Raw genomic sequence first — 14611 nt, forward strand, 5'->3', positions numbered from 1 at the left:
GCCTATGCTTCCGATGCAGCTTTCTTTCAGAAAGCTTTTAGAACGCTTTGCTTCTCCAGATTGGTTCTGCCTCTTCGTTAACGTGTGTTTGTTTTTTGCGGTTTATATATTCATGAAATGTCGAAAGCCCGCAGACGCGGGTCCGGTGACGGACTGCTCTGCGGGCTATTTTGTGTTAAGAACGGTTACTCTATGTTGCTCATCGTCTCATACAATGAATTACAACGGCAGCAGGGACACCGTATCCCGTTCCGACAGCTTGGCCGCCATGTCCAGCCATTCCTGCGGTTTGTTCGGCAGTACGGCATAGTACCGGTTCAGGAAATCGTACACCAGGCTAGCCGGGAGCTCGGCCAGCTCCTCGTCGCCAGGCATGAAGCATAGATCCAATCCTCCCACCGCTTCGCCGTCTCCCTGCCAGGACGGATGAACATACGGAAAGTCGATCCGTTTGTATCCGAGGTGCGACAGCACCTCGCGGCGTACGTAAGGGTCCATCGGTTTAATGCCGCCGAACGAATGATCCTGGCTCAGGTACGGGTTGTAGATTTCGGCAAACATGCCGAACAGCTCTTTGCCGTTCGCTGCAGCGAGTGCCTGCAGGTCACGCTTCCGGTGGTTGGCCAGAAATGCGCCAATGCCAAGTCCTTCGCGGCCGATGATCGTGAAGTCGGTCATGGCCACGTTCCAGTCCTCGTAATAGCGATATTCGGTCGCACCTACAACCTGTCCTTCATGAACCGCCACGAATACGCGGATGCCCGGGTCTTCCAGCGGTTCCTTCCACAGCGGGAAGTCCAGCACTTCCTCAGGCGGGAAAATCTCCTTCATCAGGTTGTGCATCTGGGCGAACAGCGGGTCTTCAATCGATGTAATTCGTTGATATTCCATGATGACGGCCTCCTTATCATTTGCATGATTTTGAATGAATGATTGTTAAACGGAGCCACTGCTTGGTCAGAAACATCTTCCGATCGTTATCGTATAAATGTCCAATTCAACCAAGAATCGTTGACTTAAAAGTACTTTGCCGCACGTTACTTGAACGGATTGCGCCACTCCATCAGGGCGGCATAGTTGCAGGACTCCTCGTCGTCCAAATAGTCCGCCGCAACGCCTACGGGCATTCGCCCGCAGCGCAAAAGGAACGAGACGACCGGATCGCGAAGCTCTCCCGCGGTTACGCTCTCCAGGTACGCTTCTGCCGACATCTGTCCGGCAACGAGATGATACCCCGGCATCCGGCCTGCGCCCAGCAAGCGGTCCATCCCTTGAGCGATCACCAGATGGTACATCGCCTGCATCATAAGCTGGGCCAGCCCCCATTTGCGATACTTGGGACGAACGCACAGATCGACGATATATAACGTATTGCCATCCGGCTGATGATTGCGAATATAACCGTCATCCGTCACTTCGGCCCAGGTATGCTCCGCCGGGTGATCAGGGTCCCAGTTCATGCGCAGCGACGTCATTGATCCTGCCAGCTCGCCATCCACTTCGATACATATGGCTCCGTGAGGATAATGCGCAATGTGGCTGGTGAGCTGCTCATGGTTCCACAGCAGCTCCTCCGGGTATGGCGGCGGGAAACTCTCCGCCTGAATGCGGATCAGCTCGTCGAAGTCGGCTGCGGCATAGCTGCGAATGACGGCCTTGGCCAGTCTGCCGTTCCGATCCGGGCCGGCAATGTACATCTCTTTCCGATACAAGCCATGCTGAGCCATCGCTGAACCCCCTTTCTGCCATAATCGAAGCACGTTTATTTCCAATCGGTGTACAGATCGGTACGACGGTCGCGCCATGTGGTAACCGAACCGCGTTCGCGCACCTCATACAGCAGATCCAAATCAAGGTCAGCCGTTACGAGCATGTCGTCATTGATTTCCCCTTCGGCCAAAATGCCGCGCGGCGGAAACGGCACGTCGTTCGGCGTAATAATCGCGGCTTGACCATAATTGGCCCGCATGAAGTCAACCGTTTTCAGGCTGCCCACCGTTCCGGTGAGTACAACATAGACCTGGTTCTCCACCGCACGCGCGTGGCTCGTATAACGGACGCGATAGAAGCCATGACGGTCATCCGTGCAGGATGGGCAGAAAATGACGTCAGCCCCTTTCGCCTTCGCCATGCGTACGATTTCCGGAAATTCAATATCATAACAAGTCAGCATCGCAATCCGGCCTTTATCCGTGTCGAACACCTCAAGCCCTTCGCCAGGCGCCATGTTCCATTCATCCACTTCCGTAGGTGTAATGTGGATTTTGGCTTGGCGCGCGATGCGGCCGTCCGGATAGAACAGGTGAGCCGTGTTGTACAGCTTGCCTTCACGGCGGATGACATGTGTTCCCCCGATGAGGTGCATGCCATACTTCGCCGCCAGCGACGTAAACAACTGTTCATACTGGTCCGTGAAATCCGGCAAGTCCTCAATGGTCAGTGCGTTCCCCTGCTCATCCCCGATGGACATTAACTGCGTGGTAAAAAACTCGGGAAACAGCACGAATTCAGTGCCGAATTCGCTGGCTGCCCGTATGTAATGCTCGGACTGAGCAGCAAATTGCTCGAACGAGCCGATCGTTTCCAAATGGTATTGCACAGCGGATACCCGCAGTTTCATCGAACAAACACCTCCACCATAGTCTGATTTCATTTTACCAATGAAACCGTGATATTCCTAATCATTTCAGCTTCGACTGCGTAAACGAAATCCACTCCCTCGCGGCAAACGAAAGATAACGATCTTTGCGCCAGATCATGCCCAGCTGCCAAGGAATGACGGGCTCTTCCACGGACATGATCCGCACGCGCATATGGTCCACCTCGCGGCAGATCGTTTCCGGCAGCAGCGCCACGCCCAAATTGGCAGCCACCATCGAACTAAGCAGGTCCCACTGCGAGCTCTCATAGACGACGCGCGGCTGGAATCCCGCTCCCTGGCAGGCAGCGATAATCCGGTCGTGCAGCGCGAAGTCCTCCCTGAACAGCACGAAAGCATCATGCTCCAGTTCGCGCAGCGCAACCGTCCCCTTGTCGGCAAGCGGATGGGAAGGATGTACGAGCAGGTTCAGCTTTTCCTCCACGAATACGAAGTGATCGAGCACCTCGTCCACCGTGGGCAGCACCGCCACGCCGATATCCAGCGCACCGCTGATCACGTCGGCCTCCACTTTTTTCGCGCCATCTTCGAACAGCTCGATGGTCACTTGGGGAAATGCCTTGTGGAACTCGCCAATAATCATCGGGAAAAAGCTGGATCCCACCATCGGTGGCAGACCGATGCGCAAATGTCCCTTCTTCAGGTTCATCAGATCGTCCAATTCCGACGACAAGCTGCGGAACGACTTTTCGATTTCCTGCGCCTGACGAAAAAACACATGGCCCGCATCGGTCAACTCCACCCTTTTGCCGTAACGATCGAACAAGGTCACGCCGAGCTCGTCCTCCAGGCTTTTTACCGTTTTGCTGATCGTGGGCTGTGTGATGAACAGCACTTCTGCCGCCTTGGTGAAGCTCTGCTGTCTCGCTACCTCGAGAAAATATTGCAAATGGCGAATATCCATCGTAATATGCCCACCCCTTCCATAGATAAATGGAATGATAAATATTCTTAATATGCATTTTACTCATGAAAGATGTCGCTGTAAAATTTGAAATGACAAAGCTTTATTACTTTCATTTTTCATAACAAACATGTTCTTCATTCACATATTCAAAGGAGGGTTTACCGTGAAAAAATGGGGCATTGGCATCGTGCAGGTTGCGCTGCTCATGGTGTTCTCGCTCGGGATGGACCAATTGGCCCGAGTTCTCCATCTGCCCGTCCCGGGATCGATCCTCGGCATGGTGATCCTGTTCCTTCTGCTCCAGGCCGGCGTCGTGAAGCTGCGCTGGATCGAGGTTGGCGCGGGCTGGCTCCTGGGCGAGCTGCTGCTGTTTTTCATTCCGTCGGCCGTAGGCATCATGAATTACGTGCCGATGCTGGAACAGGACGGATTGCAAATTTTGTTCATCGTGCTGTTAAGCACGTTTCTGGTGATGGCCTGCACGGGTCTCGTCGCCAGCCGAATCGCCAAAAGAAAGGAGCGTCATACGGGATGATCGGATTTCTTTGCTTGCTGCTCACGGTCGGCATTTACTGGATCGCCAAACGCATGTACCGCAGTCTGCCCAAAGTATATTTGTCACCGCTGCTCATCACACCGTTGATTGTCACGCTGGTGCTCATCGCTACAGGCACCAATTATGAAACGTACAGCATGGGCGGCAAATGGCTGAGCCTTTTGCTTCAACCGGCTACCGTTGCCTTCGCCGTTCCGTTATATACGTTTTTCCATGTGCTCAAAAAACACGTCTCGGAGATCGTCTTCAGCGTCATGACGGGCTCCGTGGTCGCGGTGTTGTCCTCGGCCCTGCTGGCCAAGCTGCTGCACCTCGACGCCGGGCTTGTGCACAGCCTGATTCCGAGATCGATCACCACGCCGATTGCGATGAACGTCTCGGCCACCATCGGCGGCATTCCGGCCGTTACGGCCGTATTTGTCATCATGACCGGCTTGCTCGGCGCCACCATCGGCCCGTCCATCGTAAAAATGCTGCGCATCGAAGGCGAAATTGCCCGCGGCACGCTGCTTGGGACCGGGGCCCACGGCACAGGAACGTCCAAAGCGTTCGAATTCAGCTCGCTGACGGGCACCATCTCCAGCATCTCCATGGTGCTCGCCGCCTTATTCACCTTGGCAGTGGCCCCCCTGCTCTCCAAGCTTATTTTTCCGTAATATAATAGATGGAATTATCCCTTTTTTTTGAAATATAATTGTTGTAATAAAGCCCTTTCTTCCTTACAATAAGGACAGGTTTTCAAAGTTAATATTGCGGGGGAGATGCGATGAAAAGAACCGGAATGAAGAGATCTCTGGACCGCCTTGGACGAATTGTCCTTCCCAAAGAAATGCGGGATACGATGGAAATCCATATCGGCGATCCTCTTGAATTTTTCATTGAAGGGAAAGAGTTGATTTTAAGAAAGTACAAATCGACATTGTGTGTGTTTTGCGGAAACCTGGATACAGAAATGTATTTCAAAGAGCAATTCATCTGCCGGACCTGTGCAACTCAATTAAAACACCCGGAAGACACTCCCGAATGGTTCGTTCCTCAACCGAAAAAATCTCCTGCATCCGCGGAGCGTCCTGCTTCCGAATCCGCCCGAGCCGCTTCATCCGATTCGGACGAGAAAGCCGGCAACGAGTATCCGGACCTGCGGCCCAAAACGGCCCGCATGCTGCAGCAAATGAGAGAAATCGTTGAACAGCATCCCGGCCTGGCCCAGCAGCAAATTGCAGAGAAGCTTGGCATCAGCCAAGGACGCGTCTCCCAATTAAAGAAACTGCTATAATCGCGACATCAAAAACATATGGAGACTTCCGGGTGACCGGAATCCCGTTGCAAGAGAACCCTGAATAACATGCGGGTTCTTCTTTTTTTGCATCAAGCCAAAAAAAGAGGATTGCCGCGGATTCGGGCGTTCCTCTTTTTCAGTGTAAAGTCATATTATGAGATCGCCTGAAAAGCGTCGAGCTCCTCTTCCTCCATTTGGCGCATTCCGATCAGCAGCACAATGATATTCGCCACAAGCAGAATTGCAGGGAACCCTAAGGCCGCATATTGGCCATATATCAGATGGGTGCCCACAGCCCCAATCAGGATAAAAGTCAACAAACCGGCCGCAACCATGCGTGTACGCGGGATAAGCAGGCCCACGGCGCTCAGCAGCTCGACTGCACCGATGAGATACATCGTCCAAGCCGGATATGAAAATCCTTCGAAGGTCTGCACCATCATCTCCGATCCGCTTACCTTGTTGAACCCCGTCATCACGAACACCCCTGCCAAAATAACCAGCGCAGTATAACCCAACATTTTCATTTCCATTCACTCCTGACGCATTATATTTGAATGTTCGAAAGCATCCTGCCAACGAAATGCATATTAAAAAGAATCTATGTAATAGCTGAGCAAACAGCTTTATTTTTAAAACGAATTTCTAGTATCGATAGTTTAGTTGGTATTATTTAATACATTGTTATATTTTTATTATTTACTTACTTTTATGAAGCGAGTATATAATAATAACATTATTTAATCAAGTAATTTTTTGCGGAATGGTGTATAATACATACAAAAGGTATGTTACAGTAATAATTGTAGTAACTCTTTATTGACTTGCTTGTCCCCTTACCACGGTTCGAGTGACAGAAAGCCAAGCTCTTTATATATACAAATATGGATATGTCTTTACCGGAATTGAGGTGAATAGATTGAAGCTGAGAAAAAAAGCGCCGCCCAGCCCTTGCCTGATCACTCAGGCCATGGATATTATCGGCAAAAAGTGGGTGCTGCTGATCATGTATCAACTACTGTCCGGCCCGAAACGGTTTACCGAATTGGAAGCCGAGATGGCCATCAGCGGCCGACTATTATCCGAACGCCTGAAGGAAATGGAGATGGAGGGCATCGTCTCGCGGCACATGTATCCGGAGATTCCTCCCCGCGTCGAATATGAACTGACCCCAAAAGGCAAAGCCATCGAACCTGTCATCAATCAAATTTATGGCTGGTCATCGGAGTGGCTCAAGAAATAGGCTTTATGGCTGCCTGCCGACAAAAACAACATGCTTTAACACAAAACGCCTGATTCTGGCTGACCCTTGCGGGTCGGTTCAGAATCAGGCGTTTTCGTTTATCGAATGGAGAGTTAGCGGACGTGGAGCTTTACAGGCAGGCCGGACTCGAGCGAAACCTGCGCCGCCACAGTGATTTCCTGCGTCCGATAAGCGTCTTCGTAGTCGGACAAAATGCGTGAGCGGTCGCCGGTGCGAAGCGCATGAATGAACGCTTCATTTTCCCGTTCGTACGGATTGGCTCCCGCCGGAATCTCATGGCCGGCCATCGGATGCGGCGCCGCAACGGGCAGCAGAAGCCGATCAGGCGTCCAGTCCCACACGCCGCTAGCCGTGTAGAATTGCAGCCCCGCTCCGCCTTCTCCGTCCGGGAGCAGGCAGGTGTTCGCAATGCTTGCGATGGCGCCGCTTTGCAATTGGAGCGTGACATTGGCCACATCGTCCACGGTGACATTTTCGTGAGTCTCGTGCATGACTCGCTGCGCAGCGGCCGCGTATACCTCTGTCACCTCGCCCGCGCAGAAGCGCAGCAGGTCCACGATATGGGTAGTCTGCTCCACGAACTGACCACCCGATCCATCCTGGCGACGCCACCAGGCTACTCCCGGCATGCCGCCCATCCAGCGGCCAAGGGCCATGCCCACTTTTTGATTCTGCATCGCTTCCCGCAGCACCTGTGCAGCCCCTTGGTAACGGAAATGGTATCCCACCGATGTCAACATATTCGTCTTTCTGATTTCGCCAAGCACCTGCTGCGGCACATCCAATCCCGTGCTCAGCGGTTTCTCGACCAGGAACGGGATGCCGCGGCGAATCAATTCCAATTCAATCGCACCGTGGGACATCGGAGGCACGCAAATATAGACCGCATCCAGCTTCTGTCCATCCAACATATGTCCCAACTCTTCATACCCGCCAGCATCGTAGACGTTGGCCATGGCTTCCGCCTTTTCCAGTGATGTGCCAAGAACGGCAGCCACGCGCACACCCTCCATCCGGGTCAATATATCTGCATGCACCTTGCTGAACCAGCCTGTGCCGATTATGCCAATCTGTAAAGTCATCGCTGCAGTCCCCTCTCCATGTTATACGCTTACATGTTCCATTCGACCCCCATTCGCTAAATCCTTCCTTAACGCCGAAACGAAACATCGGACAACAATCGGTCCAATTCTTCGCCGTAATGCGAGGCCTGTTCTTCCGTCCATTGCAACGCTTGGCTCATGTATGCGGCGACAGCGCCCTTCCATTGGCGAACTTCCCCGATCCGGAAAAAGAGAGCCCCTGTGCGCCGTACCCAGAAGTCCGCCGGCGTCGCTGCCATCTCTTCCTCCATGGCATAGCTTGCCATCAAGAAAAGTTCGATCGGCATGCCGTGCACCTCTGATCTGCCCCGCAGACCAGACAAACGTGCATAAAGCCGATCCACGTTGGAGCCATAGGTGCGGACCAGCCTTTCCGCGACGGCTCGCTCCAGCCCCAACGCTACGCCGTCTTTGATTTTGCGCTCCGCATAAACAGCATATCCTGCCGACCCGCCGACGTCTCCGCCGGAAATGGGCAGCCGCTTCGTAATGCACGGGCCTGCGGACCGGCCTGTTTCCTCTTCCAGTTGGCGGGCCGCCAGATCAACGACCATTTCGGCCATTTTCCGATAACCGGTAAGCTTGCCGCCTGCAATCGTAATCAATCCCGAGCGGGACACCCACACTTCGTCTTTGCGGGAAATCTCGGAGGGACCCTTTCCTTCCTCATGAATCAGCGGGCGCACGCCTGCCCAGGCCGACTCCACGTCTTCCGCCGTAACACGCACGTCCGGAAACATGTTCCGGATCGCCTCCAACACATACTCCCGGTCGGAATCGTCGATGAGCGGATGAGCCGGGTCATCCTTATATACCGTGTCCGTCGTTCCTACATAGGTTTTCCCATCCCGCGGGACGGCAAAAACCATGCGCCCGTCGGGCGTATCGAAATATACCGCCTGCCTGAGCGGAAAACGCTTGCCGTCAAACACCAGATGAATGCCCTTGGTGAGCTGCAGCGTCTTCCCTTGGCGGGAACCGTCCAACTCGCGCAGACGGTCCACCCATGGTCCCGAAGCGTTTATCACCTTGTCGGCATGCAGCATGCAGGTTCGTCCATCCAACTGATCGGTCGCCTGAATGCCAACGACTTTGCCGTCCTTCTTAATGAAGCCATCGGCCTTCACATAGTTGATGGCTTGAGCTCCGCGGCTCACCGCCTCTTTCATCACTTCGATCGTAAGGCGGGCATCGTCCGTCCGATATTCCACGTATAGGCCGCCGCCCAGAAGCTCCTGCCTACGAAGCAGCGGCTCCATATCCGAGACGGCACGGGCATTCAGCATACGGCGGCGTTCGCTGTACTTCACGCCCGCCAGGCGGTCGTAAACCATCAAACCGATGGAGGTGCTCAGCCGACCGAACGTTCCGGTTTTATAAATGGGCAGAAGCATGGGTTCCGGCGTCGTCACATGGGGTCCGTTTTCATAAACGACGGCTCGCTCACGCCCGACTTCGGCAACCATTTTTACTTCGAATTGCTTTAAATAACGAAGTCCGCCATGAATCAGCTTGGTCGAGCGGCTGGAGGTTCCGGCAGCGAAATCCTGCATCTCCACCAAAGCCGTCTTCAGTCCGCGCGATGCGGCATCCAGCGCGATGCCGGCTCCGGTGATGCCTCCTCCGATAATCAGTATGTCAAAATGTGCATTCGCCATTTCATGTAATACATCGGTTCGTTTTCCGGCCGAGAACGTTGCAGTCATCCGAATCGCCTCCACTGATTTCCATTCATTTTCTCCGCAAAAGGACAAAAAAAAGACCACGTCATGCGCCGCAGCGATAGCTGAGCGTTACGTGGTCTCTCCCGATCTCCAGACATCATTTTTTAACTTGTGCCTTAATCCTACCACACAATTTGGGCGGCGTGAAGGCCTGAAATGACACATTATTCAAAAAATTTTTGAATCCACCTTTTGCTATAGGGTGTAATTTCAATATGACCCACATACCCTTTTATTTCCCTTATTATGGTTACCCCAATTCTGCGGACCAGGAAAATTAAACCTGCCTCTTTTGAATGATTTTCCACCATTTAATCACAGCTATTGTATATCTTTGTCGATAAAGTACAAATATCCACAACAAGGCCCGCCGGGTCTATTTAAACGCCATTGCCGCCCGGACTGCCCGCTGCCAACCCTTGTATAACTCCGTTCTTCTTTCCTCCGGCATGCTCGGACGGAACAAACGCTCCGTATTTTCATGATTGCTCAGCTCGGTTCTGCTCTTCCAGTAACCAACCGCAAGACCGGCAAGATAAGCCGCTCCCAATGCCGTCGTTTCGTTCACTGCAGGACGCTCTACCGGCATGCCCAGAATGTCGCTCTGGAACTGCATGAGAAAATCGTTGGCCGCTGCCCCGCCGTCCACGCGCAAGGCCCCCACCTCGATACCCGAGTCCGATTCCATAGCCTCAAGGACATCCCGGGTCTGGTAGGCCAGCGCCTCCAGCGTCGCCCGTATGAAATGCTCCTTGGTCGTGCCGCGCGTCAGGCCGAATACCGCACCTTTGACCTCGCTGTCCCAATATGGACTTCCGAGCCCCACAAAAGCCGGCACCATGTACACGCCATCCGTCGATGGGACGCGTGCTGCGTAGTCCTCGCTGTCACGCGACGAACGCAGCATCCGCAAGCCGTCCCGGAGCCATTGAATCGCCGAGCCTGCAACGAAGATGCTGCCCTCGAGCGCATACTCCACTCCGCCGTCGATGCCCCAGGCAATCGTGGTAATCAGCCCATGCTCCGATTGAACCGGCTCTTTGCCCGTATTCATCAGCATGAAGCAGCCGGTTCCGTACGTATTTTTCATGCTCCCCCGCGTATAGCAGCCTTGACCGAACAATGCGGCTTGCTGGTCTCCGGCCGCGCCCGCGATCGGAACCCGGTGGCCGAAGAAATGATATTCCGTCGTCTGGGCATATACTTCGGAGGATCCCCTCACTTCCGGCAGCATCGCTTGCGGAATATCGAGAATGGCCAGCAGCTCTTCGTCCCATTTCAACTCGTAAATGTTGTACATCAGCGTACGGGAAGCATTGGACATATCGGTCACATGCGTCCCCCCGCTTAGCTTCCAGATCAGCCAGCTGTCGATCGTACCGAACAGCAATTCTCCGCGCTCGGCGCGTTCCCGCGCACCTTCCACATGATCCAGGATCCAACGTACTTTCGTTCCCGAAAAATAAGGATCTATGAGCAGCCCTGTTTTGCGATGGAATACGTCGTCCAGCCCTTTGGACTTAAGCTCCTCGCAAATTCCCGCCGTTTGGCGCGACTGCCAGACGACGGCATTGTAGATGGGACGCCCGCTTTCCTTGTCCCAGACCACCACGGTTTCGCGCTGATTGGTAATGCCGATGCCGGCAATTTGCGCCGGCTTAACGCCGCTCTCCGCCAGGCAGGAAGCCATGACGGCCAGAATGGAGCTCCAGATTTCGTTGGCATTCTGCTCCACCCACCCCGGCTTTGGAAAATACTGCGGAAATTCCTGCTGTGCCGTGTGCACGATCTCCCCGTTTCGATTAAACAAAATTGCCCTTGAGCTGGTGGTCCCTTGGTCAAGGGCCATAATATATTGATCCATCCTTGCATCCCCTCCTGCACGCATTCGTTATGTTCACAGCACTGTTCATTGCGATTTCACGCCGGGTTACTTTGTAAGCGTTTTCCCATAGTGTCGGATCAGATCGTCATTGGACGTCGTTACCGCTTGAGCTCCGGCATGAAGAGCCTGCTCGACCTCCTGTACGGAACGGATCAAACCGCCCGCTATAATCGGTATCCCTGTGTGTTCATACACCTCGGTAATGATATGCGGAATGACGCCGGGCAGCACCTCGATGTAATCGGGCCGCGTTTTGTCGAGCAGCTGATAGCTTTTTTCCAGTGCATTCGTATCCAGCAGAAACACCCTCTGAATCGCAGTGATCCCTCTTTGCTTCGCTTTCTGAATCACGCTCGCCCGCGTCGAGATCAATCCTGCCGGACGGATCTGCTGACATAGGAACTCTGCCGCGAATTCATCGTTTTTGAGACCTTGCACCAGGTCGGCATGCAGCAGCATGTTTTTGTCCCGCCGCCGAGCCTCGTTCAAAATGCTCTGAAGCTGGCCGATATGGGTATCCAGCAGAATGCTGTATCGGTACGGCCCTGCGATGATCGCTTCGAACTGCTTCATGTTTTTGGCCGCCGGTAACATGCATTGTCCCTCAAATGGCATGGAGCTCCCCCTTACATGATTCGGATGGTTCCATTGTATAATTGACAACTGTCGGTCAGCAAGATTTTCGAATACGAGAAATTATTTCAAATTTTAAGTATTCCGTGCATGAAGAAAGAACCAGTCAATTCGTGACTGGCTCCCCATTGTTGTTTATACGAATAAATTCGCAGTCTATTCATCAGGCATCAGGCGGGTCGAACAAACAATGATCTGCGGCGAATGCTTCTTGGCTCTTTCGTTACGCCTGGGCATGCGGAAGAGAACTTGCTGCCACATCCCAAACATCACTTTCCGAAAGGTGGCCGGAACGATTGACCTTGGTTTGCAAATATTTCTCGTTATACGCCGAACGGTCCCCCCAAAGCGGAACACGTCCGCCAACGTTCAGTCCAGCCTCCTGCAAGGCAGCCAGCTTGCGAGGGTTGTTGGTGATCAGAGTAACCGGCTCTGGACGCAGTGCGCGCAGCACGGCGATGGCGTCATCGTAATTGCGTGCATCGTCCGTGAATCCAAGCTGAAGGTTGGCATCTACGGTGTCCATGCCTTCTTCCTGCAGCAGATAAGCCATGGCTTTGCTGAACAAACCGATGCCGCGGCCCTCATGGTTCGCCAAGTAGAACAAAGCTCCAGCGCCGTGAGCGGCAATCATCTTCATGGACTGCTCCAGTTGGAAGCCGCAGTCGCAGCGCTTGCTGCCAAAAATGTCGCCGGTATGGCAAATGCTGTGCATCCGAATGAGCGCTTCCGCGGCTTGGGCGAAATCGCCGTAAACAAGCACGCTGGATTGTTGACGTTCCGCCAGTTCAGCCGCCGCCAGTGATTCGATCAGTTCGCGGCTGTCCATCTCTTTCTCCGCCTTCATCCAGCTGTACCATTGGAAGGTGCGTGTTTCGCCATCCAGATTCACCGGAAGCTTGATGGGGCCGACCAAGTATATAAATTCTTTTCCACTTGGAATAGTCTGTATTTTCGGGGCGAGCAATTGTATAGTATGCGAATTTATCATCGAAAGGTTCCTCCCGCTATGCGTTCTAAAGCTATTTTATGATTCGCGTCCGGGCAAGCGGACCACTTGAATAGGCATATGCAGTGATATATATCATTGTCATCATCATTAGTTACTTTATGTAAGCAAGTTTAAAATAAAAATTAGATGGTGTCAAGTAACTTTTGTTTTTAAAGTAACTGACAAATCTATAACTAAATCATGGACACAAATTTGTGATTCGTTTCAGGAATATTGGTTATGAGTTTAGAAACTGCTCATACAATGATGGTGTAGTCGGCAAAATCCACTTTACTTCACGTTGGCATCTTAACCTTAAGGGGGTAGTGCATATGATCCGCCGAAAAAGAGCTTGCTGGGTCGCCGCATTCATGGCATGCGTTCTGCTATTGGGCGGGTGTTCCATTTGGCCAGGGCAGGACGATTCAGCGACCAGCAAAAAGGTAGCGCTTACATTGTGGTATTGGAACCGTTCCATTGACGACAAGCTGTTAGCCAAGGCACAGGAGCAGTTCCCCAACATTCAACTAACGGCCCAAAAAATCGGGGGCGACTTCAAAGCCAAACTCAAAACCACGCTTGCAGCCCGTTCCGGCGAACCGGATATCGTTGCGTTGAACGACTGGATCATGGAGCTCTTTCCGAGTGAGGACCGTTTCTATAACCTGTATGATCTCGGCGCGGGAGACATTGAAGACCAATATCTGGAGTGGAAGTGGAAACAAGGCGTGACGCCAAGCGGACAAATGATCGGATTCCCGATGGATACGGGACCAACCGCCCTGTTCTATCGCGAAGACCTGTTCCGGGAAGCCGGACTGCCGTCCGATCCGGATGAAGTATCCCGTCAGATCAACAGCTGGGAAGCTTATGCAGCGGCCGGCGAGAAGCTCAAGAATGCGTTCGGAGGCAAAGTGTTTCTGACCGACAATATTGGTAGCGTTTACAATCAAGTGTTGTCTCAAGGCACGGACCGCTACTTCCAGCCGGACGGAACGTTCCTTGGCCTGGATTCGCCTCTGGTCAAGACGAGCTGGGATACCGCGATATCCTTCAAGGAAAAGGGACTGCTGGCCAATGCCGACGGGTGGACTCCCGGCTGGAACGCAGCCATGAACAACGGGGAAATCGCCTCCTTCGTGGGCGCTGTATGGATGAAGCAAGTGCTGCAGGAGGCCGCCCCGGATACGTCCGGCAAATGGAGGGTAGCCCGTGCGCCGGGCGGAGATGGCAACAATGGCGGATCCTTTTTGTCCATTCTTAAATCCAGCGAACATCCGCAGGAAGCTTTTGAACTGATTCGCTGGCTGCAAAATCCGGAAAACCAATTGGAACAATACCAGACGTTGAACCTGTTCCCGTCCGCGCCAAGCGTATTCGATTCGCCTTCCATGAAAGAGGAAGAGCCTTTCTTTGGCGGGCAAGCTACCGGAAGCGTATTTGCCGAATCGGCACAACACGTCCCGATTGCCTTCTTTGGCGAAAGGTATCCTTCCGTGCATGGCATCATTACGCGGCGCCTGAACGATATCGCCAAGCAGAATGCCAATCCGCAGCAAGTATGGAATGATACGGTGCAGCGCGTCGACCGCGAGCTGCAGCGTTAGGTT

The 14611-nt window shown here is 53.2% G+C and carries 15 protein-coding genes; 5 read left to right on the forward strand and 10 right to left on the reverse strand.

All coding sequences use genetic code 11. The features are described from left to right. Positions 1 to 219: 219 nt before the first annotated feature. The 4 genes from SNR34_RS29330 to cidR all read right to left on the reverse strand — a co-directional run bounded on the left by SNR34_RS29330 (position 220) and on the right by cidR (position 3563). Positions 220 to 891 carry a GNAT family N-acetyltransferase gene (locus SNR34_RS29330; RefSeq protein WP_343261823.1) on the reverse strand — a complete coding sequence of 224 codons (672 nt, stop codon included), beginning with the start codon at positions 889 to 891 and terminating at the stop codon, positions 220 to 222. A 146-nt stretch (positions 892 to 1037) separates the two neighbouring features. Next, a complete protein-coding gene (locus tag SNR34_RS29335) occupies positions 1038 to 1727 on the reverse strand; it encodes a GNAT family N-acetyltransferase (RefSeq protein WP_486180762.1) in 690 nt (229 codons plus the stop codon). A gap of 35 nt (positions 1728 to 1762) precedes the next feature. Next, positions 1763 to 2620: a carbon-nitrogen hydrolase family protein gene (locus tag SNR34_RS29340; protein ID WP_236413264.1), complete on the reverse strand. Its 858-nt coding sequence runs from the start codon at positions 2618 to 2620 to the stop codon at positions 1763 to 1765. A gap of 61 nt (positions 2621 to 2681) precedes the next feature. Continuing rightward, the gene (gene cidR, locus SNR34_RS29345; protein ID WP_339275119.1) at positions 2682 to 3563 is read right to left on the reverse strand and encodes a cidABC operon transcriptional activator CidR; all 882 of its coding nucleotides are present in this window, start codon (positions 3561 to 3563) and stop codon (positions 2682 to 2684) included. 166 nt (positions 3564 to 3729) lie between these two features. Here cidR and SNR34_RS29350 point away from each other — a divergent pair, with 166 nt between their 5' ends. From SNR34_RS29350 to SNR34_RS29360, 3 genes are all read left to right on the forward strand, one after another. After that, the gene (locus SNR34_RS29350; protein ID WP_236413266.1) at positions 3730 to 4101 is read left to right on the forward strand and encodes a CidA/LrgA family protein; all 372 of its coding nucleotides are present in this window, start codon (positions 3730 to 3732) and stop codon (positions 4099 to 4101) included. Then, on the forward strand, positions 4098 to 4778 hold the full coding sequence (locus SNR34_RS29355; protein ID WP_236413267.1) for a CidB/LrgB family autolysis modulator: 681 nt from the start codon (positions 4098 to 4100) through the stop codon (positions 4776 to 4778). Before SNR34_RS29350 ends, SNR34_RS29355 begins: the two co-directional genes overlap by 4 nt. A gap of 110 nt (positions 4779 to 4888) precedes the next feature. Further along, positions 4889 to 5398: an AbrB/MazE/SpoVT family DNA-binding domain-containing protein gene (locus SNR34_RS29360; RefSeq protein WP_339275120.1), complete on the forward strand. Its 510-nt coding sequence runs from the start codon at positions 4889 to 4891 to the stop codon at positions 5396 to 5398. Positions 5399 to 5553: 155 nt separating this feature from the next. Here SNR34_RS29360 and SNR34_RS29365 read toward each other — a convergent pair whose 3' ends face one another. Beyond that, complete coding sequence (locus tag SNR34_RS29365) at positions 5554 to 5928, reverse strand: DoxX family protein (protein WP_486180763.1); 375 nt, start codon at positions 5926 to 5928, stop codon at positions 5554 to 5556. A 443-nt stretch (positions 5929 to 6371) separates the two neighbouring features. Here SNR34_RS29365 and SNR34_RS29370 point away from each other — a divergent pair, with 443 nt between their 5' ends. Continuing rightward, a complete protein-coding gene (locus tag SNR34_RS29370) occupies positions 6372 to 6644 on the forward strand; it encodes a winged helix-turn-helix transcriptional regulator (protein ID WP_236413730.1) in 273 nt (90 codons plus the stop codon). A 113-nt stretch (positions 6645 to 6757) separates the two neighbouring features. Here the strand turns inward: SNR34_RS29370 and SNR34_RS29375 are convergent, their stop codons facing one another. The 5 genes from SNR34_RS29375 to SNR34_RS29395 form a co-directional block, all read right to left on the reverse strand. Then, on the reverse strand, positions 6758 to 7747 hold the full coding sequence (locus SNR34_RS29375) for a Gfo/Idh/MocA family protein (protein ID WP_486180764.1): 990 nt from the start codon (positions 7745 to 7747) through the stop codon (positions 6758 to 6760). Positions 7748 to 7815: 68 nt separating this feature from the next. Further along, the gene (locus SNR34_RS29380) at positions 7816 to 9474 is read right to left on the reverse strand and encodes a glycerol-3-phosphate dehydrogenase/oxidase (protein WP_486180765.1); all 1659 of its coding nucleotides are present in this window, start codon (positions 9472 to 9474) and stop codon (positions 7816 to 7818) included. A 394-nt stretch (positions 9475 to 9868) separates the two neighbouring features. Next, on the reverse strand, positions 9869 to 11356 hold the full coding sequence (gene glpK, locus SNR34_RS29385) for a glycerol kinase GlpK (protein WP_486180766.1): 1488 nt from the start codon (positions 11354 to 11356) through the stop codon (positions 9869 to 9871). Positions 11357 to 11422: 66 nt separating this feature from the next. Next, complete coding sequence (locus SNR34_RS29390; protein ID WP_486180767.1) at positions 11423 to 11992, reverse strand: glycerol-3-phosphate responsive antiterminator; 570 nt, start codon at positions 11990 to 11992, stop codon at positions 11423 to 11425. A gap of 241 nt (positions 11993 to 12233) precedes the next feature. Next, positions 12234 to 13001, reverse strand: coding sequence for a GTP cyclohydrolase II (locus SNR34_RS29395; protein ID WP_486180768.1), 768 nt, complete (start codon positions 12999 to 13001; stop codon positions 12234 to 12236). Between the two features lie 332 nt (positions 13002 to 13333). Here SNR34_RS29395 and SNR34_RS29400 point away from each other — a divergent pair, with 332 nt between their 5' ends. Continuing rightward, positions 13334 to 14608, forward strand: a complete 1275-nt coding sequence (locus tag SNR34_RS29400; protein ID WP_339275130.1) for an ABC transporter substrate-binding protein — start codon at positions 13334 to 13336, stop codon at positions 14606 to 14608. The last annotated feature ends 3 nt before the right edge of the window (positions 14609 to 14611 follow it).

This window comes from Paenibacillus sp. XP01, assembly GCF_057364885.1.

Bases quoted from the DNA above. Each gene is read 5' to 3' on its own strand.
- SNR34_RS29365 (WP_486180763.1), bottom strand. From the start codon at position 5,928: ATGAAAATGTTGGGTTATACTGCGCTGGTTATTTTGGCAGGGGTGTTC.
- SNR34_RS29330 (WP_343261823.1), bottom strand. From the start codon at position 891: ATGGAATATCAACGAATTACATCGATTGAAGACCCGCTGTTCGCCCAG.
- SNR34_RS29390 (WP_486180767.1), bottom strand. From the start codon at position 11,992: ATGCCATTTGAGGGACAATGCATGTTACCGGCGGCCAAAAACATGAAG.
- cidR (WP_339275119.1), bottom strand. From the start codon at position 3,563: ATGGATATTCGCCATTTGCAATATTTTCTCGAGGTAGCGAGACAGCAG.
- SNR34_RS29400 (WP_339275130.1), top strand. From the start codon at position 13,334: ATGATCCGCCGAAAAAGAGCTTGCTGGGTCGCCGCATTCATGGCATGC.
- SNR34_RS29380 (WP_486180765.1), bottom strand. From the start codon at position 9,474: ATGACTGCAACGTTCTCGGCCGGAAAACGAACCGATGTATTACATGAA.
- SNR34_RS29360 (WP_339275120.1), top strand. From the start codon at position 4,889: ATGAAAAGAACCGGAATGAAGAGATCTCTGGACCGCCTTGGACGAATT.
- SNR34_RS29395 (WP_486180768.1), bottom strand. From the start codon at position 13,001: ATGATAAATTCGCATACTATACAATTGCTCGCCCCGAAAATACAGACT.
- SNR34_RS29335 (WP_486180762.1), bottom strand. From the start codon at position 1,727: ATGGCTCAGCATGGCTTGTATCGGAAAGAGATGTACATTGCCGGCCCG.
- SNR34_RS29370 (WP_236413730.1), top strand. From the start codon at position 6,372: ATGGATATTATCGGCAAAAAGTGGGTGCTGCTGATCATGTATCAACTA.
- SNR34_RS29340 (WP_236413264.1), bottom strand. From the start codon at position 2,620: ATGAAACTGCGGGTATCCGCTGTGCAATACCATTTGGAAACGATCGGC.
- SNR34_RS29355 (WP_236413267.1), top strand. From the start codon at position 4,098: ATGATCGGATTTCTTTGCTTGCTGCTCACGGTCGGCATTTACTGGATC.
- SNR34_RS29375 (WP_486180764.1), bottom strand. From the start codon at position 7,747: ATGACTTTACAGATTGGCATAATCGGCACAGGCTGGTTCAGCAAGGTG.
- glpK (WP_486180766.1), bottom strand. From the start codon at position 11,356: ATGGATCAATATATTATGGCCCTTGACCAAGGGACCACCAGCTCAAGG.